Consider the following 19,034-nt stretch of genomic DNA (forward strand, 5'->3'; position numbering starts at 1 on the left):
CGGTTTCACTCGACCGGGGAACGGCCCTTGGACGCGCGTTCGGCGGCGGCGATCAGATCGTCGCGGAACTGCGGATGCGCGATCGCGGCGAGCGCCTCGCCACGCTCACGGACCGTCATACCCTCCAGCTCCGCGGCGCCGTACTCGGTGATGATCACGTCGACCTGATGTCGCGGTGTGGTGATGACCGCGCCGGGACCGAACCACGGCATGATGCGCGACTGCAGCTGTCCGTTCTTCTCGAACGTCGACGGCAGGCAGATCAGTGAGCGGTCCGACAGTTCCAGACCCGCACCTGCGACGAAATCTTCGGCGCCACCGATTCCGCTGAATTGCCCGCCGCTGATCGTGTCGGCGACGACCTGACCGTGGATGTCAATGGCCAGCGCGCCGTTGATCGTGATCATGTTGTCGTTGGCGGAGATCACGTCGGGTGAGTTGACGATCTCGACGGGCAGGAACACGACGTCGGAGTTGTCGTTCAGCCACGCGTAGAGATCCGGCGAGCCGAACGCGAACGTCGTCACGCTCACGCCGTCGTACTGGCTCTTGCGGGTGTTGGTGACCTTGCCTGCCTGGTGCAACCGCATGCAGCCGTCCGTGAACATCTCGCTGTGCAGTCCGAACTCGCCGCCGTCCCCCTCGGCGAGCAGCGTCGCGATCTGGTTCGGAATCGAGCCGATCCCCGTCTGCAGGGTGACCCCGGACGGCATGTAGTCGACGGCGTGCCGCGCGATCTCGCGGTCCACGTCACTTGGCGGCGCCTCACCGCCCGGCAGCGCGAGCGGCGGTTCGGAGGACTGCACCAGGATGTCGATCTCATCGACGTGCAGCGCATGCCGATGCTCTTCGCCCATGCCGAAGGTCCGCGGGTAGGCATCCGACGCCTCGACGATCAGCAGTCGCTCGGGATCCTCACCCGCACGGTGCAATTCGGCGATGGTCCCGCCGGCGTGCAGTGAAAGTGAGCACCAGCCGTCCTTGTCGGGCGGCGTCGTGACGGTCGTCATCACCCGTGGCGCCTGGCGCTCGAGCAGCGGGCCGAAGCGGCGGAAGTCCGCGGGCGTGAACTCGACGTTGGCGCCGCTGTCGCGTAGTCCGCGCTCCAGCGGACCGAAGAAGCCCGACGTGTGGCGGACACCCTGGTGTGAGAACAGGTCGGTGACGACCGCAAGCAGCGCGCCGTAGACGCGCAGATCCGTCCAGTCCTTCCGGTCGCCAAGCGCCCGGAGGAATGCGGGCGGCTGGCCCGGCCCGAGCGGGATCCCCAAGGTGTCGGCGACGTTGAGTCTGGCGGCGGCCTGCTCGGCGCTGAGCTCTTCTGGCATGGCCTGAAACTACCCACGTTCGCGCTCTCAATGCCAAGGCCTGTGAGAAAGTGGCTCGATGGTGCAGCCGTCGACCATGGACGCGGACGTCATCGTTGTCGGAGCGGGGCTCTCCGGAATGATCGCCGCACGAAAACTGCTCGAGGCGGGTCTCACGCCGCTGGTGCTGGAAGCCGACGAGCGCGTCGGAGGGCGGATCCTCACCCAGGAGGCGTTGCCCGGGGTTCCCGTGGAACTCGGTGCGCAGTGGATCGGCGACACACACGAACGGATGTTCCGGCTGGCCGCGGAACTCGGCGTGGAAACCTTCCCCCAGTACGACGAGGGCGTGACGTCCTACGAGATGGTCGACGCCGGTGTCTTGCGGGAGAACGAGTTTCACGCCCGCTTTGCATCGGAGCTGCGGGAGCTCGAACTGGTGTTGCGCCGGCTCGACGTGCTGTCAGAAGAGGTCCCCGTCGAAGCGCCATGGACGGCTCCGCGGGCGCTCGAATGGGACGCCTTCACCGCGGGCGCCTGGTATGACGCGCAGGGGCTTTCGCCGGTGGCCCGCACCCTGCTGGAGATCTGCACCGTCGGGATCCTGGCGGTGCCCACCGCGGAGGTGTCATTCCTGCATCTGCTGTTCACGATCAGGACGTGCGGGGTGACGTCGGAGCTGTTCGCCGAGTCCGAGGGCGGCGCACAGACCACCCGGTTCGTCGGCGGCACCAGTGAGATCCCGAATCGGCTGGCGGCGCTGATCTCCGATCGCATCGTCCTCGACGTGCCGGTCCAGCTGATCGAGCACTGCGCCGACGGCGTCACCGTGCACTGCCGCGGCGGACTGGTGGCCCGCGGTCGGCGCGTCATCGTCGCGATATCGCCGACGCTCGCGGGCCGCATCATGTACGACCCGCCGCTGCCCGGGGTACGCGATCAGCTGACCCAGCGGCTGCCCAACGGTTCGGCGATGAAGGCGTTCTTCATCTACGACGAGCCGTTCTGGCGCAGAGACGGATTCAACGGTCAGCTCATCTCCGACATCGGTCCGGCCCGGATGTCGAACGACACGTGCATTCCCGGCGATGACCACGGCGTGATCCTGCTGTTCCTGGAGGGAACCCAGGCACGCACCTACGGGCTCCTTTCCGAGGCCGAGCGGCGGGAAGCGCTGACCGCCGAACTCGTACGCCACTTCGGCAGCAAGGCCGCCACACCCGAGTTCTATGTCGACGGCGAATGGTCGGAGCGGCAGTGGACCCGCGGCTGCTACAACGCCAACCACGGGCCGCATGTGTGGACCACCTACGGTGCGGCTCTATCCTCCCCGATCGGCGTGATCCATTGGGCGTCAACCGATACCGCCACCTTCTGGAGTGCCTACATGGAGGGCGCGGTCGACGCCGGCGAGCGGGCAGCGCAGGCGGTCATCGCCGAACTTTCCTAGCGATTTGTGTGCGTTGAGGAGCGCTCACCGCTCCGAAACGCACACAAATCGCAACTAGCTCGAGTAGTAGTTGCCCAGCACATGTGCGCGCAGCTCGTCGAACTCCCCCGCCCTGATCGCCGCGCGAATCTGGTCGACCATCCGCACGACGAACCGCTCGTTGTGAATCGTGCACAGCGTCGCGGACAGAATCTCCTTGGCCTTGAACAGGTGGTGCAGATAGGCCCGGGTGTAGTGCGCGCAGGTGTAGCAGTCGCAGTCGGCGTCGATCGGAGTGAAGTCGCGTCGGTACCGGGCATTGGTGATGTTGAACCGTCCGGCCGTCGAGTACACCGCGGCGTTGCGTGCCACCCGCGACGGCGAAACGCAGTCGAAGGTGTCGGCGCCCGCGGCGACGGCGTCGAACAGATCGTCGGGCTCGCTGATACCCAGTAGATGCCGGGGCTTGTCGTCGGGCAACTCTCTGGTGACCCAGCCGACGATGGTGGCCAGGTTCTGCTTCTCCAGCGCCCCGCCGATGCCGTACCCGTCGAAGCCGACGCCGTCATCACCGACGATCGACGTGAGCCCGCGCGCGGCGGCTCTGCGCAGGTCCTCGTACTGCGCGCCCTGGACTACGCCGAACAACGCCTGCGTGGGCCGATCGGGAGCCGCTGCGGTGAGTTTGCGGTGTTCGACCACGCACCGCACCGCCCAGTCGTGGGTGCGCTGCACAGACTTTTCCTGGTAGCCACGGGTGTTCACCAGCGTGGTCAGCTCGTCGAACGCGAAGATGATGTCCGCGCCGAGCTGGTGCTGAATCTGGATCGACCCCTCGGGGGTGAACCGGTGGGTGGTGCCGTCCAGATGCGATCGGAAGGTGACACCGTCGTCGTCGACGTTGGCGAGGCGTTCCTTGCCCTCGGCGATGATGTCGTCGGCCTGAACGCGTTCGGTGTCCATCGCCAGCACCTTGCGAAAGCCCGCGCCCAGTGAGAGCACCTGGAATCCGCCACTGTCGGTGAAGGTGGGACCTGGCCAGTTCATGAATGTGCCGAGGCCGCCCGCCTCCGCGACGATGTCGGGGCCCGGCTGCAGGTACAGATGATAGGCGTTGGCTAGAAGAGCCTGTGCGCCAAGGCTTCTCATGGTCTCCGGCAGAACCGCCTTGACCGTTGCCTGGGTGCCGACGGGAATGAACGCCGGAGTGTGGATGTCGCCGTGCGCCGTGCGGATCACACCCGCACGACCCGGCCGGCCGGGCAGTTCGGCGTCGACGCTGAAGAACGGCGCCGACGAGTCTGTCGGAGGCGGGGAATTCGGCGCGACCACGCCGTAGATTCTGCACTGTGAGAACTCACCTGCTCGCCATCGCCGCGACCGCGCTCGCGCTGGCGGGGTGCTCGTCGGGACCGCCCGAGTACAAGCCGCCACCCGGCTCGCTGGTCGCAGGCACCGCACAGGCCACCGTGAACGGCCAGGCCGCCGGTTCCACCGACGCCGTGCAGTGCACCACGATCGGACCGATGACCATCATCTCGACCGGCGATGACGCGAGCGGCGTCACCGCGTTGGTGTCGAACAGAGACCAGCTCACCGCTGAATCGGTCGCCATCCGCGACCTCGGCGGGTTCACCGGCAGTTACAACGCGGGCCTTGGCGACAACACCGCGAACGTCGGGATGACCGGCCGCACCTACGACATCACCGGAACCGCCGAGGGCTTCGACACCGACAGTCCCAGCTTTCGGAATTCCGGGACTTTCGCCATCAAAGTGTCCTGTTAGCCCGGCGCCGCGCACCATACTGCTGGAGATGATCCGCCGATCTTGACGGGTCGCGACAATACAAAGGAGAACGTGGTGAAGCGTGGGTTCGTAGTCGCCGTGTGCGGCTTGGCTGTCGTCGTCGCCGGTCTGTCCGGGTGTTCCAAGGATGAGAAGAAGTCCGAGACCTCCGGTTCGACCTCGTCGGCAGCCTCAGCGGAGGGCAAGACCACAGTCACGATCGATGGCAAGGACCAGGCGGTCTCGGGCACGATCGTGTGCAGCTCCATGGGCGGCAACATGAACATCGCGATCGGCGATGCCGCCACCGGTATCGCGGCCGTGGTCAGCGATGGCGATTCGCCCACCGTGCAGTCTGTGGGTCTCGGCAACGTCAACGGCGTGACGCTGGGCTACCAGCAGGGCGCGGGACAGGGTGAGGCCAAGGCCGAGAAGGACGGCAAGACCTACACGATTTCCGGTACCGCGACCGGGGTGGACATGGCCAACCCGCTGCAGCCGGTGAACAAGCCATTCGAGATCGAGGTCACCTGCCCCTAGGGCACATCGAACGGATCAGCGGCGGCGTCCCGGCAAGGGGCGCCGCCGTTGTCATGGATCAGGCAGGGTCAGGCGGGCAGGGTGTAGCCGCCCGCGGACTGCCGCAGCTGCCAGATCTGCGCGGGGCACAGCTCGTTGATCGCCTGGTTGATGAGGTAGGCGCCCTGGTAGTAGTCGGTGGTGTGGAAGTCGGCCTTCACCTGGTCGACGAGCTGTGCGTAATCCATCTTGGCGGCGACCCGGTCGCAGATGGTGTTGCCGTAGCCGATCGCGGCGTCGGCGTTGGGGAAGTTGTAGCCGGGCCGCACATGCACGTTGACGAGGTAGGCGACGACGTCGGCGTTCGCCGCGGGCGCAAGCACAACCGCGCTCGCGGCGGTCGCGAGGGCGGCTGACATAGCGGCGATGGCCAGCTTCATGACCCGAAACCCTACGCGTGACGCGCACAGAAACCTACGCTAAGGCTCATGAAGATCCTCGCTGCAGTTGCGCTGGCGTGCGGGTTCGCGGCGGCGCCCATGGTTTTGGCGGCGAACGCGTCGGCCTCACCCGGGTATTGCGACGGCGCCGACTGCGTGCCGTACCTCACTCGCACCGCCGTCGCCGGTGACCACTGCGTGCAGAACACCCGATACAACTGGGGCATCGACGCATCGGGAAACACGCTGGCGTGCAGTTCGCGCAGCGTATGGGTTTCGGCTCCGCCGCTGGTGGGGGTACGTACGTTGCGTCTGCCGTGCGGGGATCAGACGGGTGTCGCGCAGTCGCCGGACGGCGTCCCGCTGGCCTGCGTCGGCGGCGCGTGGAGCGCGGATTACAGCTGGACGTTCTACCGCTAGATCACACACTGATAACGCGCCGGTCTCTTGCGTGAGATCTGGCCCCTTTCGGGGTACAACGATGCGCGTGGCAATCGATGCGTGTTCGCGACCGACCAAGTCGCTCCGCATCGAGGTTCCGGCTTCCGCCGAACGACTTGCCGAAATCCGTCGCCGGCTCGCCGATTGGCTCGCGCCGCTCGGGGTGTCTAAGTCCGCCCGCGCCGACATCGTGCTGGTGGTCAACGAGGCGGCCACCAACTGCATCGAGCACGCGTACCGCGGGGTCGATCCGGGCGCCATTCGTGTCGAGGCGTATTACGACCACGGACAGATCGTCATCGACATCGCCGATCACGGCGTCTGGCAGCCACCGCCGAGCCAACCGAGCACTCGCGGGCGGGGCCTGCCGATCATGCGGGCGGTGAGCGCAGGCCTTGACGTCAAGTCCTCACCCCACGGCACCACGGTGCGCATGAAGTTCGACGCGGCCGGCTAGGGCTGCGGCAGCCGAACCACCTGGACGAAAAACTCGTCGATCTGGCGCACGGCGTTCATGAACTGGTCGAGGTCCACCGGCTTGGTGACATACGCATTGGCGTGCAGCTTGTAGCTGCGCAGGATGTCCTCTTCCGCCGAGGACGTCGTCAACACCACGACGGGGATGTGGCTGAGTTCCGGGTCGGACTTGATCTGCTCGAGCAGCTGGCGACCGTCGTATTTCGGCAAATTCAGATCTAGCAGCACGAGGTCGGGTCGCGGGGCATCCGCGAAGCGACCGCGCCGGTACAGGAAGTCCAGCCCCTCCTCGCCGTCGTGCGCGACATGAAGGTTGTTCTTGATCTTGTTGTGCTCGAAGGCTTCCCGGGTGATGACTTCATCCCCGGGATCGTCCTCGATGAGCAGGACGTCGATGGCGCGACCATCGGGACTCATGAAGGTCCTTCCAGTTTGGCTGCGACTCGCTTGTCCGCAGCGACGGGGATCGTGAAGCGAAACCTGGAACCCCCGGTGAAGGAGTTGTCGATCCAGATGCTGCCGCCGTGGTGTTCGATGATCTTCTTACACAGCGCCAGACCGATGCCGGTGCCGGTGTAGACGTCGCGCCCGTGCAGACGCTGGAAGATGACGAACACCTTGTCGGAGAACTCCTCGGGAATGCCTATGCCATTGTCCGTCACGGTCAACTGCCATGGGCCGTCGGGTTCGTCCGGGCTCTTCTCGCAGTCGACGACGATGCGTGGCGCGACGCCGTCCCGCTTGAACTTGATGGCATTTCCGATGAGGTTCTGCCACACCATCGTCAACAGGGTGGGATCGCCCTTGATCCGCGGAAGTGGTCCTTCGCGGACGATCTCGGCGCCGGATTCGGTGATCGCGGTGTCGAGGTTCTCGATCGCGTCATCGAGCGTCGCGCCGAGGTCGACGGCATTCTGCGTCGGGTTGAGCCGGCCCACTCGAGAGAACGTCAGCAGATCGTTGATCAGAATCTGCATACGTTTGGCGCCATCGACGGCGAACGCGATGTACTCGGTGCCGCGTTCGTCGAGCTTGTCCCCATACCGCTTCTCGATGAGCTGGCAGAAGGAAGCCACCTTGCGCAGCGGCTCCTGAAGGTCGTGCGACGCGACGTAGGCGAACTGCTCGAGTTCGGAGTTGGACCGCTGCAGTTCCATAGCCTGGTCGGCAAGTTGACTTCGCGTCGCCTGACTGGCTTCCAGCTCGTCGACGATGCGCTGACGCATGTCCTCGACATCGGCCGCGATGGCGCGAATGTCCTTGGGGCCCTGGGGCACGATCTGCTCGGTGAAGTCGCCCTGGGTTATTCGTCTGCACGACGCAGCCAGCGCCGTGAGCGGACGCGTGACTGCGGTTCGGATCACCAGTGCCGACAGAACCGCGGTGAGAACCAGCGCGACGGCTATCGCGGCCAGGACGATGTCGCGCCATTTCTGCACCACCATGAGGTCCGCGAGCGCGGCGTCGCGTTCCTGCTGCAGGTGGGCCAGCTGAGTGTCGAAGTGTTGCCGGAGAGAATCGAACAACGCCTTGCCGCGGTCGGCCGACACGGTGTCGACAATCGACGGCGCTGTCGGTTTCACGTCGGCGATCACCGGCTCGGCATATTCGCCTCGCCACGCCGCGGACTTGCGCTCGATGTCCTCCAGGTCGTCGACCACCCTGGTGCGTTCCCCGGCGTGGTCCCGGATCACCTGCGCTGCGGCTTGTTCGGCCTTCTGCCCGGCGACATACGGCTCCAGGAACTGGGGATCAGCGGAGATCGCATACCCGCGGATCGACGTCTCCTGATCACGCAACGCGGCCTGCAGCTGGAACGCCGCGATCCGCATCGGCCCGATCTCCCGGGTGATCTCGTTCCATCCATCGTTGGTTCGGTTCAGCAGTACCGCCCCGACGATGGCCCCCGCGAGCAGGACAAGGCCCATGACCGCCAGCACGAGGTTCTGCCAACCCTGGACCGTCGGTTGCCACCTCTTCATCCGGTCGCCGTCCGCTCGACCCGCACCACCGCGATGTCGTCGCTTGTCCCGCCGACGGACTGTGCGCGGCGCTCGACGTCATCGATGAGCGCACTGACGAACTCGGGGCCGGGAAGGTGCGCGTAGGACTGCGCCACCTCGAGCAGACCGCCCTCCATGAGGCGCTCGGCGCCCTGCCCGGAACGGCCTTCGAACAATCCATCGGTCAACAGCACAAGGCCGTGCCCTGGCGGCAGTTCGAGGATGTTCAACGGCCATTCGTGTCCGCTGAGACCGAGCGCGGGGCCCACCGCGGGCTCCAGCCACTGCACCGAATCGGGCCCGTGCAGCAGCATCCCGGGATGGCCGGCGGACACCGCGTTGAAACTCAGGTCATCGGGCGAGATCGCCACGGACAGCACGGTCGCGAAGATGCTCGTGCCCGGCCGCTCGGTGCTCAGGATCCGTTCCAGCTGATGCATCCGCTCGTTGCCACGCAGGCCTGCGAACGTCAGCGCGCGCCAACCGATGCGCAGCGCGACGCCGAGCGCCGCTTCATTGGGACCGTGTCCGGCCACGTCGCCGACCATGACATGCACGGTCCGGTCGGGCGTCTGGACGAAGTCGTAGAAGTCGCCGCCGAGAAGCGCGAACTGACGACTTGGCCGGTACTGCGCGACGATGTCCACGCCGGGGTTGTCCAGCAACAGCGGTGACGGCAGCAGCCCGCGTTCGAGGCGGGCGTTCTCAGTGGCGCGCATTTCGCTGGCGTGCAATTCGACCGCGGTCAGCTCGGCGCGTTTGCGTTCGACCGCGTACAGCAGCGCGCGGTGCAGCGTATCCGGCTCAACCCGGCCCTTGACCAGGTAATCCTGGGCTCCCGCCGCGACGGCGGAGACTCCGAAATGTTCGTCGTTGAGACCGGTCAGCACGACGATCGGCATGGTCGCGTCCTGTTTGGCGACCTGGTCGAGCGCCTTGATCCCGTCGGCGTCGGGAAGGTTGAGGTCCAGAAGAATGCAGTCCGGGCGGGAGACCTTCAGTCGGCGCCCGGCGTCCTCGATCGACGGCGACCACACCACCTGGATGTCGGCGCCCGAATCGACGATCAATTCCTCGACCAGCACGGCGTCAGCCCGGTCGTCTTCGACGAGCAACACCGAGAAGGGCCGTCCGACGGCGGCTTCATCAACCGTCATGCTCACCCGCAGGTTTATACACCGAAAGCACTCGCAACCACGTCTTTCGAGCCTGTCACCGTGGCCGCCGTGACCGCTTCTTCAGTGACGTACCAGACAATAGCTGTTACCCCACCCCGGTTTCTCGCCGGAACCCGACATGGCTGCGAATCAGTGGCAGCGTCGCCGAGGTGGCGAAGCCGGGCGGTGCTTGGCACACGGCCGGGACGGCATTGAGGACCTGCATGCCCGTCGCGACGCTGGCCGACCGCACGTGCTCTTCCATGGTGGCAGGGCGGGTGAAGCTGGCCAGCGACATGAAGTGGGTGCGCATCGACGGATCGCCTTCGATGGTCAGCGTCCAGCCGTGCGCGGGCTTGGGCCAATGGCCGGGGTACTCGCCGCCGACCGTCCACAGGGTTTCGATCTCGATGAGTGCTTCGCCGTCGCGGCGCCCGACCCAGTTCCAGCGCTGCCCGGCCGTCGTTCCGGCGGCCAGCAGATGATCGAAGATCTGGTGATCCTGTTCGGCTCCGATGGCCTCCACCGTGGCGGTGACGTCGTCGATGCCCGCGTTCAACGCGTCGGCGAGAAGCCAGACCTGTTCGATGAAGATCGAGCTGTTGAACGCCAGGAAGTCGGTCGCGGTCGGGCTGATGTCTTCGACGGGCTGGCCGAATGCCATGTTGTCGAATGTGATTCCGGTGCTCTCGTAGACCGACCAGTCCGCACGTTCCTGCAGCGTGATCTTGTCGATCGTTCGGCTCATGCCCGACAGTGCCAGCGGCAGCACCCCGGATAGGTTGCCGGGGTTCAGGCCGCTGCCGTGCACGCTGCTCGCGCCCTTCTCGCAGGCCGCAAGGACGCGGTCACGATCTGGGGTGCCGAGTCGTGCGGGATGGAACAGAAATGCTGTCGTGACAACGTTTTTGCCGCTTCCCAGCAATCGGCAGACGTCGTCGAGGCGCGCGGTGCGCGGCGTGTAGACGACGCAGTCGGCGTCCAGTTTCAGGATCTGCTCGACGTCGGTGGTGGCGGTGACGCCGATCGGCTCACGGCCGACGAGCGTGCCGACGTCGGCGCCGTCCTTCGCGTCGGTGTAGACCAGCGCGCCGACGAGCTCGAGATCGTCTCGGTGGTCGAGGATGGCGGTGACGATTTCGCTGCCGACCGTGCCTGTGCCCCACTGGATGACCCGATACACGATCGGACCGTAGCACCGCGCCTAGAGGCGGCGGAGCGTGACGACGGTGACGTCGTCGTCGGCCACGCCGGCCGCCATCGCCATCGAGATCCGGGTCGCCGTCGAATCGCCTGCGTAGCCGAGCATTTCGGCCAGCCGGTTGATGCCGTCGTCGATCGGCTCATGGCGCCGTTCCACCAGACCGTCGGAGAACATCACCAAACCCTGTCCGCGCTCGATTCGGAATGTGCTCGGCTCGTAGGTCACGCCCTTCGCCCCGATCGGCGGCGAAAGCCGGATCGGCGCGGGATCGACCACACCCTCGCGCTGGGTGACAAAGGGGATCAGGTGTCCGGCACACGCGGCCTCGACATCTCCGTTGGCCAGGTCGATTCGGGCAACGATGACGGTGGCGAACGCGCGCGACACCATGTGGACGCAGAAGTCGTTGAGCAAATCGAGTGCTTCGGCGGGAGGGGCGCCGGTGAAAAGGTACGCGCGAAGGGTATTCCGCACCTGCGCCATCGTTCCGGCCGCCGTGATGCCGTGCCCGGCGACGTCTCCGATCAGCACGATCAACCGGCCATCGCGGGTCTCGAATGCGTCGTACCAGTCCCCGCCGACGCGCCCGCCGACGGCAGGTTCGTAATGCGCGGACAGCTGCCAGCCGTCGACGGTCGGTATCGACGTGGGCAACAGGCTGCGCTGCAGGGTCTCGGCGACGCGCAGCGCGCCCCGCGTGCGGCGGTACAGCGATTCGACGAGGTGCCGTCGTAACGCCTCGGCGGACTCTTTCTCGGTCACCGCCCACGGTTCGCAGCAACGGTCCACGGTTTCGCGCCACCGCTCGAACGACTTGCGCGGGCTGAGGCGGATCCCGTCGCCTTCGCTGACGGCGATCGCCTTGTTGTGCGGGTCGCCGCCCCAGTCGACGGAACGCAGCACCTCGCTTCGGAACCAGATCGCGTACTGCCCGTCGGGCAGGTTGATCGCCAGCGCGCCGGAGCTCACCTGCGGGTCGAGGTCGAGATCCGGCAGCTCACGCGACAGCGAGTCGCTGCTCGTGATCTCGTCACCCGCGACGACCGCCCATGCGGCGACGGCGGCCACGACCGCAGGCGGCGGCACCGGCCCACGCACCCGGTACTCGCCACCGATGTTGACGGCGACGCCGTCGGCAGGCACGAGGTCCATCAGATTCGGGGCTCCGAGCAGTACCGCAGTCAGCGATTCCCGATCGTCCAGGGTGGCGGCGGTGAGCTTCCCCAGCACGGCCTGCGCGGCCAATCGCTTGTGCAGTTGCTCGTCTTCGAACTGGTCCACGAGCCGCAGCGAGAGGGTGGAGCCGAGAAATTCGGCAGCGGCCCTGGTGCCGAACGGCGGCAGGTGCGGACCGGCGTAGTGGTGGCAGGCGATCAATCCCCAGAGCCGTCCGTGCCGCAGCAGTGAGATCGACATCGACGCCTGTACGCCCATGTTCTGCAGGTACTCGATATGAATCGGCGAGACGCTGCGCAGCGTCGCATACGTCAGGTCCGTCGGCTCGCCCCGCTCCGGATCGATCGTGGGCACCAATGGCGATGGGGTGTAGCCGACGTCGGAGATCAGCCGCAGCCAGTTCTTCTCGTACAGCGCCCGCGCCTGTGCCGGGATGTCGGTCGACGGGTAGTGCAGCCCGAGGAACGCGTTGAGGTCGTCGCGTTTGGCTTCGGCGACAACCTCGCCGTTGTAGTCCTCGTCGTATCGATAGACCATCACGCGGTCGAAGCCGGTGAGCTCGCGGATCGCGCGCGCGGTGGCGTCGTAGAGCTCGGTCAGGGTGGCGGCGCGGTTGAGTTCGTCCACCGAACTGCGCGCGGCCTGGTAGGTGTTCGGGAACGTGAACGGCCTTTCGCCGTAAGCGATCTCGATCTCGACCAGCAGGACGTCACCCGGCTCACGACGCAGGATCGCGTCGAACTCGCGTGCCTGGCCGGCGACGTCGATCACGCACTCGAGCGGGTTACGTTGACGTAGGTCGCCCGGCGCCGAGGTCGCCTGCGCGACGCGAGCGGCCTCGTCCGGCCCGATCAGGTGTGACAGGTGCTTTCCGAGAACGTCGTCCACGGAGCGACCGAGCAGGTCCGCGACGTTGGCACTTACCTGGCGAACCTCCAAGTCGGATTCGCGCACAACGGCCAGGACACCGCGCTGCTGAACGCTGCCGGGGATGTGGATCGGCTCCCGCGCACAGTTGTCGAGGTCGACGGGCGTGCCGACCGGCACAAAATCCTCGTCGGTCACATCCCCCCATTCAGTTGTGCAACCTTGTAACTGGCAGTATGCCTGCCCGTCACGGTGCCGGATCGGTGAGGTAGTGCGTCAGAACCGGTTTCAGCCAGCGGGCCAGTGTCTGATCGTCCATCGCGACAAGGGGTGGGATACCGAGGATGTAGCGCCCAACCACGATGCCCAGCAGCTGCGATCCGATGAGGTCCGCACGCTCGGCCGACCTCGACGAACAGCGGCAACAGCACGTCGGCCACGTCCTGCGGCGCCACCCCGGACAGGTCCGGGGGGATTAGTCGAGGCGGGACACCTCGCCGAAGAGGTCGTCCTTGTTCGCGATGTAGTGCATCACCAGCGCGGGGTCGACGCCCGCCGCCGACGCCACCGAACGGATGGTCGTCCTGTCGAATCCGTTTTGCCCGAACTGCGCCCGCGCAGCAGCCAAGATCGCGGCTTTCGTCGGCCTAATCTGGCATGGAAGATCGACGCGGCGCTCTCGGGCGCGGGCGACGACGTGCTCGATACCTACCACCGCGAACGCCACCCCATCGGCAAGCGGGTGCTGACCCAGTCCGGCCTGATGGCTCGCGGCGTCACGCTGCGTCCGCGCATCGCCCGCGGAATGCGGAACCTGATCGCGCCGAGGATGCTTCGCGTGCCGCGCGTGCGTGATGCCGTGGCGGGCAGCGTTGCAGGCACCATACTGCGATACGCACATGGCAGTGGGCAGCACCCGCTGGCGGGCACCCGCGCGGCCGAAATCCCGCTCCGGGCCGACAAATTGGCACACATCCAGCGGCGGCCGGGATTCGTGCTCATCCGTGAACGGGAGACGCGGCCGGTGGGCGTTCCCGGTCTCATGGAGGTCGAGCGATCCGATACAGGCCCCGCCGTCCTTGTCCGGCCCGACGGCTACATCGCGTGGGTCGGGGATCCCTCGGACCGCCAGGCCTGGTTGACGGTCCTGCACCGGTGGCTCGGCGCCGGACGTTCGGGTTCAGTGTTCTTGGGCGCCGGCCTACCCGGGCCTGAATGTGGGTAGTCATCCTGGCATGTCACGACTCACCGATACCGCCAAAGAGATGCTGGCGAAGGCAAATCCCGCTGTGATCACCACCGTTCGCTCCGATGGCCAGCCGGTGTCGGCCGCCACGTGGTACCTCCTACGGGGCGACCGCATTCTGGTGAACATGGACGAGGGCCGGAAACGCCTGGAGCACATCCGAAACGATCCGCGGGTATCCCTGACGGTCCTCGACGACAGCGATTGGTACACCCACGTGACCATCATCGGTCGGGTCGCCGAGATCTACCCCGACGACGACTTGGCCGACATCGACGCACTCTCCCGGCACTACACCGACGCCCCGTACGGCCGCAGGGACCGTGCGCGGATCAGCGCGCTGATTGAAGTCGACCGCGTACACGGGTGGGGATCCCAGAAGAACAACGATCAAGCCGACGGGCGGCCCAAGTAGCCCTCAGCAGTGGGCGCCTACGCGCGCACTGGAGTGAGCGCGATGGTGTCAATCAGGGCGTCGGCGATGCGGTTCCTCGCCTCCGTGTCGACTCCTGCCCTGGCGAGCGCCTCGAGCCCGCGGTGCGTCGTCAGGATCAGCCCGCCGAGCACCGCGGCGTCGGCGGCCGGATCTACATGCCCGGCACGCTGCGCCTGCTCGACAAGTTGTCGGCAGCTGTCCAGTAGCGTCTCGTACGCCGCGAGCGACCGTGCAGCGATCCCGTCGTTCTCCCACGCCAGTTCGGCTGTGGCCTTCGCCAACAGGCAGCCGCGCCGGTCGGTGCGGCCCTCCGGCGCCGTCAGCCAGTCGCGAATGCGGTCCAGGGCCTGGTCCTCCGGGCCTTCGAGCCGCGCGGCGGCACCCTCGTCGGAGCTTGCGCAGTACTCTTCGAATACTCGCTGGAAGAGGGCCTCTTTGTCGCCGAACGCGCCATAGAGGCTGCCCTTGCTGAGCCCCGTGACGCGGGAGAGATCCTCTACTGAGGTTCCGTGGTAACCAGTTTCGTTGAACAACAGGCGCGCGGCGACTACAACCTCTCGCTCGTCGAATTTGCGAGAACAATAACGAAGCCGACGTGGTGACCGAGCGCGCCGAAAACCTCGGCCCTGCCGGCGGGGTTGCGAATTATGCACTCGATGGTGACAACGCGCGGCGTCTATGGCGCGAGGCAACCTCCCTGACGGCGGCCGGATAGTCCCCGCACGGGTGGACCGGCCCGATGTCCTAAGGCAGAAGATCAAGGGGCCAGAGTCGGCCTTGACGCTCCTCTACCCGATCATGTTCGGCCAGCTGCTCGAGGTGTTGCGCCGATAACATGGGACAGTCTTCGCCCTCCACTGCGTTGGAGGAGAAAACTTGGCGGTCTCGGAGGGATTTGAACCTTGCCTTTGTGTCGTGCGTGGCGTGATTCGTCGAAGTGATCACAGCCTCTCTCACACAAATTGATGGAGCGTGAGGATGCGACCGGTGAATGGGTTCGCGATGGCCCGGAGGTAGGCCATGGCGACGTCCTCTGCGGGCACTGGTGGGTAGCCGGGGAAATACGATTGGTATTGCGGCGACTCGGCGAGGACGGTGGGGCTGACGCAGTTGATACGAATTCCGCGAGGTAGTTCGGTGGCAGCGGCGATCACGAATCCTTCCACCATGGCATTGACCGTGGCACCGATCGTGCTGGCCGCGGTGATCTCCTTTCCCAGGATGCCGGAGATCAACGTGAAGGACCCATTGTCGGAGACGTGCGGCAACGCGGCGCGTACCAGATCGATTTGACCGCGGCCCTTGCTCGCGATCGAGTCCTGCCATTGCTGGTCGGTGCTGTGAACCAGCGGAGCCGGGTAGACACCTCCTGCAGCGCACGCCACGGCGTCAACCTGGCCGAGTTCCTCGAAGAGAGTTTGGATGCTGTTGGTGTCGGTGATGTCGGCGTGCAAATCACCTGAGCTGCGCCCTACCGAGACGACGGTGTGCGCATTGCGGCGCAGTGTGCGGGCAACCGCTCTGCCCACCGTGCCCGTACCGATGACAACGATCTTCATCATTGGTTCCTTGAGTCTTTGAGTGGGAGGTTTACCAGGGGACTGGGCCGTGAGCGGAGAAGTAGCCGCCCGTGGGCCCGTCAGGGGCAGTTTGGGCCATCTCGACGATGATCCGCGCGCCTTCTTCGACCGTCTGAGTGCCGGTGTGCCCGTTGAGGTCTGTGTCGGTGTAACCAGGCTCGACCGCATTGACTCGCATGGCCGGAAACTGCTTGGCGAACTGGACGGTGATCATGTTGACAGCCGATTTCGACGCCGGGTAGGCGACACCAGGATAGAAGTAGGTCGGGCTTTCCGGTGACTCGGCGAGGCTCATCGATCCCAGGCTGCTGCTGACGTTAACGATCACCGGGGCCGGCGACCGCTGCAGCAGCGGCAAGAAGGCGTGAGTGGCCCGAATAAGGCCGAAGACGTTGGTGTCGAACACCTCTCGCATCATCTCCGCTGTTACGTCCTCGGCTGCGATGATGGCGTTGTCGTCGCCACGGCCCTCGATACCGGCGTTGTTGACCAACACGTCGAGCCCACCCATCTCCTCGATGAGGTGCGCTGCCGCGGACACCGAGTCGTCGTCGGTGACGTCGAGCCTGACCAGCCGCGCTCCGAGTTGTTGGGCGGCGTCTTGGCCGCGCTTTGGGTCACGGCAACCGAGGTAGACGGTGTGACCCGTCGCAATCAGCTGCCGAGCAGTTTCGTAGCCGAGGCCCTTGTTGGCGCCGGTGATCAGGATGGTGGTCATTTATTTCTCCTTTGCGTGATGTGTATTGCGGGGTGGTTCAGCCCACGAGCCAGTCAAAGGCTTCGGTGAGCAGCTCTTGTGCCACTGCTGGCTGGTCGTCACTCGGCAGGTCGGGATCAACGACGTATCCGCGAACATCGAAGTAGTACGCGAGCATTCGGTAGCTCGCGGGCATCGAGGCGAGCCGCTCGGAATCAACCGAGAGGGAACTGCCCGGTACCACCGCAGTCAGGGTGTCTCGTTCATAGATCGTCGACAGATCACAAATTTTGAGCTGCCCGTTACGGCGTTCCACGCGGTAAATGCCGCGGGCGTAACTGACGAGATCGGCCTCGACGCCGTGTATATCGATGCGAAATTCGATCGCCATGGGCATCGACACCACCCCACGCTGGCCGTGCCGATGCACCGACGGGACCGACAGACGGTGTCGCGCGTGGTCACCTCGCTCGGCCATGGCCCGGGAGGCAGCGGCGAATTCCTCGCCGCTGCCGGTGAACCACATCGACCGCACACGCGAATCGTGGTGGTAGCAGCCAGCCATCTGGTCCCACCAACCTCGGTCGCGGCCTTCTCGCTCGTGTGCAACCACTTGCACGAAGTCAGTCATTGGGTCGGTCATCGCAGGGCCTCAATCCTTGCTGGGCACCCACGTCGGTGGGCTCCCATCAAGTCTTGGCGGGCTGGCGGCGGCCTGGGTAAGTCCCGCTCATCCTGGGTACCGAGAGTCCCACTCTTGGCTACGCTATGCCCATGACCAGCGGCAATGCGCTCGGCGACTACCTCAAGCTGCGTCGCGGCCGAGTCCGACCGGAAGACGTCGGCCTCGTGGCAGGCCCGCGGCGCCGCGTCGACGGCCTACGCCGCGAAGAACTGGCGGCGCTGGCCGGCATCAGTGCCGACTACTACCTGAGAATCGAGCAAGGCCGTAACGCCCATCCCTCTCCGCAGATTCTCGACGCACTCGCCCGGGTGCTGCGCATGGACGCAGCCGCTAGCGCGCACCTACACCAACTTGCCCGCGACCACCGCCCCACACCATCAGGTGTCGAGACGGTCAGCGACGACATAATCGGCCTGATCGATCAGCTCTCCCTACCCGCCTTCGTCGCCGGACGGTGCGTGGATTGCCTCGCCTCAAACCAGTTGGCCCGCAAGCTGTCCCCCAACTTCACACCCGGCCGAAACCTTCTCCGCGCATTGTTCCTTGACCCAGCCGAGCGTCAACTCCACCTCGACTGGGACGACGCCGCCGCCAGCGTTGTCGGCGGTCTACGCCAAGTTGCCGTCGGTGAAACCTATGACTCTCGCCTCCACACACTGGTCGATGAACTCCGTGTGAGCAGCGCGTCCTTCGCAAGCTTGTGGGCAAGAGCCGATGTGGGCTATCGACCAACCGGTACCAGCCGCCTACACCACCCCAAAATTGGCGATCTGGTATTTCGCCGCAACCGATTTGTCATTCCCAACTCCGATGGCCAACACCTACAGATCTACCATCCGGAGCCAGGCACCAGCACAAGCGAGAAGCTGGCCCTGCTCCTGACGACGCCTGACTAAGGGCGAACGAAACGCCGTGGCGCGACCCTGCGGGCGCTCGGCCGCGTCGGTCGTGAGCGGCTCGGCTTTTGCCGCCGTGCCTCTGTCGAGGAGTTTCGACCTTGGAGTGCAACCTTTCGGTCTGGTGACGTGTATCTCGTTACTGAGATGTGTGGCGGTGGCGGAGGGATTTGAACCCTCGGACGGGGGTTACCCGTCACACGCTTTCGAGGCGTGCTCCTTAGGCCGCTCGGACACGCCACCGTGTGGCAGCCTACCGGGAGCCCGCCACGTCACTGAAATCGCTGTCGAACTTTCGAGACCGAATCGACGCGCAGCGACTTCGCGTGGCCCGCCGCCCAACCGGGTAGGCAAGCGCTAGAAAGGTGGCGATGAAGACCATTGCGCTCGCAGCCCTGGCGATGTCCGGGGCACTCGCGTCATTCATTCACGCGCCGAGCGCCGTCGCCGTCCCCGACTCCGACTACTGCCAGAGTCTGGCCACTGCGGGATATCCGGGTGATTGCGCCACGTTGACCAGCCTCGCGAAGGGTGTATGCGCCCAATACGATCAGGGCTTCGATTTGACCACCATCGTGGCCCGCCTGGACGCCACGACCAAGAACGAAGGCTTGTCGAACTACATCATGGCCGGCGCCCCGCTGTATTTCTGCCCGAAGTACGCCAGCCAGAACTGAGATCGAAGGC

Annotated in this window: 23 protein-coding genes, 1 tRNA gene and 1 pseudogene; 10 read left to right on the forward strand and 15 right to left on the reverse strand. The window is 65.7% G+C overall.

Annotated features, from left to right (window positions below):
* Nucleotides 1-5 precede the first annotated feature (5 nt).
* Nucleotides 6-1,328: an acetyl-CoA hydrolase/transferase family protein gene (locus tag AB4Z42_RS19455; RefSeq protein ID WP_442010836.1), complete on the reverse strand. Its 1,323-nt coding sequence runs from the start codon at nt 1,326-1,328 to the stop codon at nt 6-8.
* Nucleotides 1,329-1,386: 58 nt separating this feature from the next.
* Between AB4Z42_RS19455 and AB4Z42_RS19460 the strand changes: the two genes are divergently transcribed.
* On the forward strand, nt 1,387-2,757 hold the full coding sequence (locus AB4Z42_RS19460) for a flavin monoamine oxidase family protein (protein WP_442010837.1): 1,371 nt from the start codon (nt 1,387-1,389) through the stop codon (nt 2,755-2,757).
* 54 nt (nt 2,758-2,811) lie between these two features.
* On the opposite strand, the gene tgt is transcribed toward AB4Z42_RS19460, so the two are convergent.
* Nucleotides 2,812-4,068, reverse strand: coding sequence for a tRNA guanosine(34) transglycosylase Tgt (gene tgt, locus AB4Z42_RS19465; protein WP_442010838.1), 1,257 nt, complete (start codon nt 4,066-4,068; stop codon nt 2,812-2,814).
* 17 nt (nt 4,069-4,085) lie between these two features.
* Here tgt and AB4Z42_RS19470 point away from each other — a divergent pair, with 17 nt between their 5' ends.
* Nucleotides 4,086-4,523 (forward strand): lipoprotein LpqH, encoded by a 438-nt coding sequence (locus AB4Z42_RS19470; protein WP_442010839.1) that lies wholly within the window; start codon nt 4,086-4,088, stop codon nt 4,521-4,523.
* Between the two features lie 75 nt (nt 4,524-4,598).
* On the forward strand, nt 4,599-5,063 hold the full coding sequence (locus tag AB4Z42_RS19475; RefSeq protein ID WP_442010840.1) for a lipoprotein LpqH: 465 nt from the start codon (nt 4,599-4,601) through the stop codon (nt 5,061-5,063).
* Between the two features lie 68 nt (nt 5,064-5,131).
* Here the strand turns inward: AB4Z42_RS19475 and AB4Z42_RS19480 are convergent, their stop codons facing one another.
* On the reverse strand, nt 5,132-5,482 hold the full coding sequence (locus AB4Z42_RS19480; RefSeq protein ID WP_442010841.1) for a DUF732 domain-containing protein: 351 nt from the start codon (nt 5,480-5,482) through the stop codon (nt 5,132-5,134).
* A 48-nt stretch (nt 5,483-5,530) separates the two neighbouring features.
* Here AB4Z42_RS19480 and AB4Z42_RS19485 point away from each other — a divergent pair, with 48 nt between their 5' ends.
* Together AB4Z42_RS19485 and AB4Z42_RS19490 are read left to right on the forward strand one after the other, a co-directional pair.
* Nucleotides 5,531-5,902 carry a hypothetical protein gene (locus AB4Z42_RS19485; protein ID WP_442010842.1) on the forward strand — a complete coding sequence of 124 codons (372 nt, stop codon included), beginning with the start codon at nt 5,531-5,533 and terminating at the stop codon, nt 5,900-5,902.
* A gap of 67 nt (nt 5,903-5,969) precedes the next feature.
* Nucleotides 5,970-6,380, forward strand: coding sequence for an ATP-binding protein (locus AB4Z42_RS19490; protein WP_442010843.1), 411 nt, complete (start codon nt 5,970-5,972; stop codon nt 6,378-6,380).
* Here AB4Z42_RS19490 and AB4Z42_RS19495 read toward each other — a convergent pair.
* From AB4Z42_RS19495 to AB4Z42_RS19525, 7 genes and pseudogenes are all read right to left on the reverse strand, one after another.
* Nucleotides 6,377-6,817 carry a response regulator gene (locus AB4Z42_RS19495; RefSeq protein WP_442010844.1) on the reverse strand — a complete coding sequence of 147 codons (441 nt, stop codon included), beginning with the start codon at nt 6,815-6,817 and terminating at the stop codon, nt 6,377-6,379. The genes AB4Z42_RS19490 and AB4Z42_RS19495 overlap by 4 nt on opposite strands.
* A complete protein-coding gene (locus AB4Z42_RS19500) occupies nt 6,814-8,382 on the reverse strand; it encodes a sensor histidine kinase (RefSeq protein WP_442010845.1) in 1,569 nt (522 codons plus the stop codon). The genes AB4Z42_RS19495 and AB4Z42_RS19500 overlap by 4 nt, the downstream gene beginning before the upstream one ends.
* The gene (locus tag AB4Z42_RS19505; protein WP_442010846.1) at nt 8,379-9,560 is read right to left on the reverse strand and encodes a PP2C family protein-serine/threonine phosphatase; all 1,182 of its coding nucleotides are present in this window, start codon (nt 9,558-9,560) and stop codon (nt 8,379-8,381) included. The genes AB4Z42_RS19500 and AB4Z42_RS19505 overlap by 4 nt, the downstream gene beginning before the upstream one ends.
* Nucleotides 9,561-9,666: 106 nt before the next feature.
* Nucleotides 9,667-10,743 carry an NAD(P)H-dependent amine dehydrogenase family protein gene (locus AB4Z42_RS19510; protein WP_442010847.1) on the reverse strand — a complete coding sequence of 359 codons (1,077 nt, stop codon included), beginning with the start codon at nt 10,741-10,743 and terminating at the stop codon, nt 9,667-9,669.
* A gap of 21 nt (nt 10,744-10,764) precedes the next feature.
* Complete coding sequence (locus AB4Z42_RS19515; RefSeq protein WP_442010848.1) at nt 10,765-13,005, reverse strand: SpoIIE family protein phosphatase; 2,241 nt, start codon at nt 13,003-13,005, stop codon at nt 10,765-10,767.
* A 49-nt stretch (nt 13,006-13,054) separates the two neighbouring features.
* Nucleotides 13,055-13,204, reverse strand: a pseudogene (locus AB4Z42_RS19520) (TetR/AcrR family transcriptional regulator); the annotation flags it as partial.
* 78 nt (nt 13,205-13,282) lie between these two features.
* Complete coding sequence (locus AB4Z42_RS19525) at nt 13,283-13,435, reverse strand: helix-turn-helix domain-containing protein (protein WP_442010849.1); 153 nt, start codon at nt 13,433-13,435, stop codon at nt 13,283-13,285.
* A gap of 69 nt (nt 13,436-13,504) precedes the next feature.
* Between AB4Z42_RS19525 and AB4Z42_RS19530 the strand changes: the two genes are divergently transcribed.
* Together AB4Z42_RS19530 and AB4Z42_RS19535 are read left to right on the forward strand one after the other, a co-directional pair.
* On the forward strand, nt 13,505-14,032 hold the full coding sequence (locus tag AB4Z42_RS19530; protein ID WP_442010850.1) for an aromatic-ring hydroxylase C-terminal domain-containing protein: 528 nt from the start codon (nt 13,505-13,507) through the stop codon (nt 14,030-14,032).
* 10 nt (nt 14,033-14,042) lie between these two features.
* Complete coding sequence (locus AB4Z42_RS19535; RefSeq protein ID WP_442010851.1) at nt 14,043-14,468, forward strand: TIGR03618 family F420-dependent PPOX class oxidoreductase; 426 nt, start codon at nt 14,043-14,045, stop codon at nt 14,466-14,468.
* A gap of 17 nt (nt 14,469-14,485) precedes the next feature.
* On the opposite strand, the gene AB4Z42_RS19540 is transcribed toward AB4Z42_RS19535, so the two are convergent.
* Nucleotides 14,486-15,142: a TetR/AcrR family transcriptional regulator gene (locus AB4Z42_RS19540; protein WP_442010852.1), complete on the reverse strand. Its 657-nt coding sequence runs from the start codon at nt 15,140-15,142 to the stop codon at nt 14,486-14,488.
* Nucleotides 15,143-15,167: 25 nt separating this feature from the next.
* Here AB4Z42_RS19540 and AB4Z42_RS19545 point away from each other — a divergent pair, with 25 nt between their 5' ends.
* A complete protein-coding gene (locus tag AB4Z42_RS19545; protein ID WP_442010853.1) occupies nt 15,168-15,323 on the forward strand; it encodes a hypothetical protein in 156 nt (51 codons plus the stop codon).
* A gap of 119 nt (nt 15,324-15,442) precedes the next feature.
* Here AB4Z42_RS19545 and AB4Z42_RS19550 read toward each other — a convergent pair whose 3' ends face one another.
* Genes AB4Z42_RS19550 through AB4Z42_RS19560 form a run of 3 tightly spaced genes read right to left on the reverse strand, consistent with a single transcriptional unit; the run spans nt 15,443 to nt 17,409 of the window.
* A complete protein-coding gene (locus tag AB4Z42_RS19550) occupies nt 15,443-16,048 on the reverse strand; it encodes a short chain dehydrogenase (protein WP_442010854.1) in 606 nt (201 codons plus the stop codon).
* Nucleotides 16,049-16,079: 31 nt separating this feature from the next.
* Nucleotides 16,080-16,787: an SDR family oxidoreductase gene (locus AB4Z42_RS19555; RefSeq protein ID WP_442010855.1), complete on the reverse strand. Its 708-nt coding sequence runs from the start codon at nt 16,785-16,787 to the stop codon at nt 16,080-16,082.
* Between the two features lie 37 nt (nt 16,788-16,824).
* Nucleotides 16,825-17,409 (reverse strand): nuclear transport factor 2 family protein, encoded by a 585-nt coding sequence (locus AB4Z42_RS19560; protein ID WP_442010856.1) that lies wholly within the window; start codon nt 17,407-17,409, stop codon nt 16,825-16,827.
* Nucleotides 17,410-17,540: 131 nt separating this feature from the next.
* Here AB4Z42_RS19560 and AB4Z42_RS19565 point away from each other — a divergent pair, with 131 nt between their 5' ends.
* Complete coding sequence (locus tag AB4Z42_RS19565) at nt 17,541-18,347, forward strand: helix-turn-helix transcriptional regulator (RefSeq protein ID WP_442010857.1); 807 nt, start codon at nt 17,541-17,543, stop codon at nt 18,345-18,347.
* 152 nt (nt 18,348-18,499) lie between these two features.
* Here the strand turns inward: AB4Z42_RS19565 and AB4Z42_RS19570 are convergent.
* A tRNA-Ser gene (locus tag AB4Z42_RS19570) sits at nt 18,500-18,590 on the reverse strand.
* A gap of 128 nt (nt 18,591-18,718) precedes the next feature.
* Here AB4Z42_RS19570 and AB4Z42_RS19575 point away from each other — a divergent pair.
* Complete coding sequence (locus AB4Z42_RS19575; RefSeq protein WP_442010858.1) at nt 18,719-19,024, forward strand: DUF732 domain-containing protein; 306 nt, start codon at nt 18,719-18,721, stop codon at nt 19,022-19,024.
* Nucleotides 19,025-19,034 lie beyond the last annotated feature (10 nt).

This window comes from Mycobacterium sp. 2YAF39 (assembly GCF_052114565.1).
Classification (GTDB): domain Bacteria; phylum Actinomycetota; class Actinomycetes; order Mycobacteriales; family Mycobacteriaceae; genus Mycobacterium.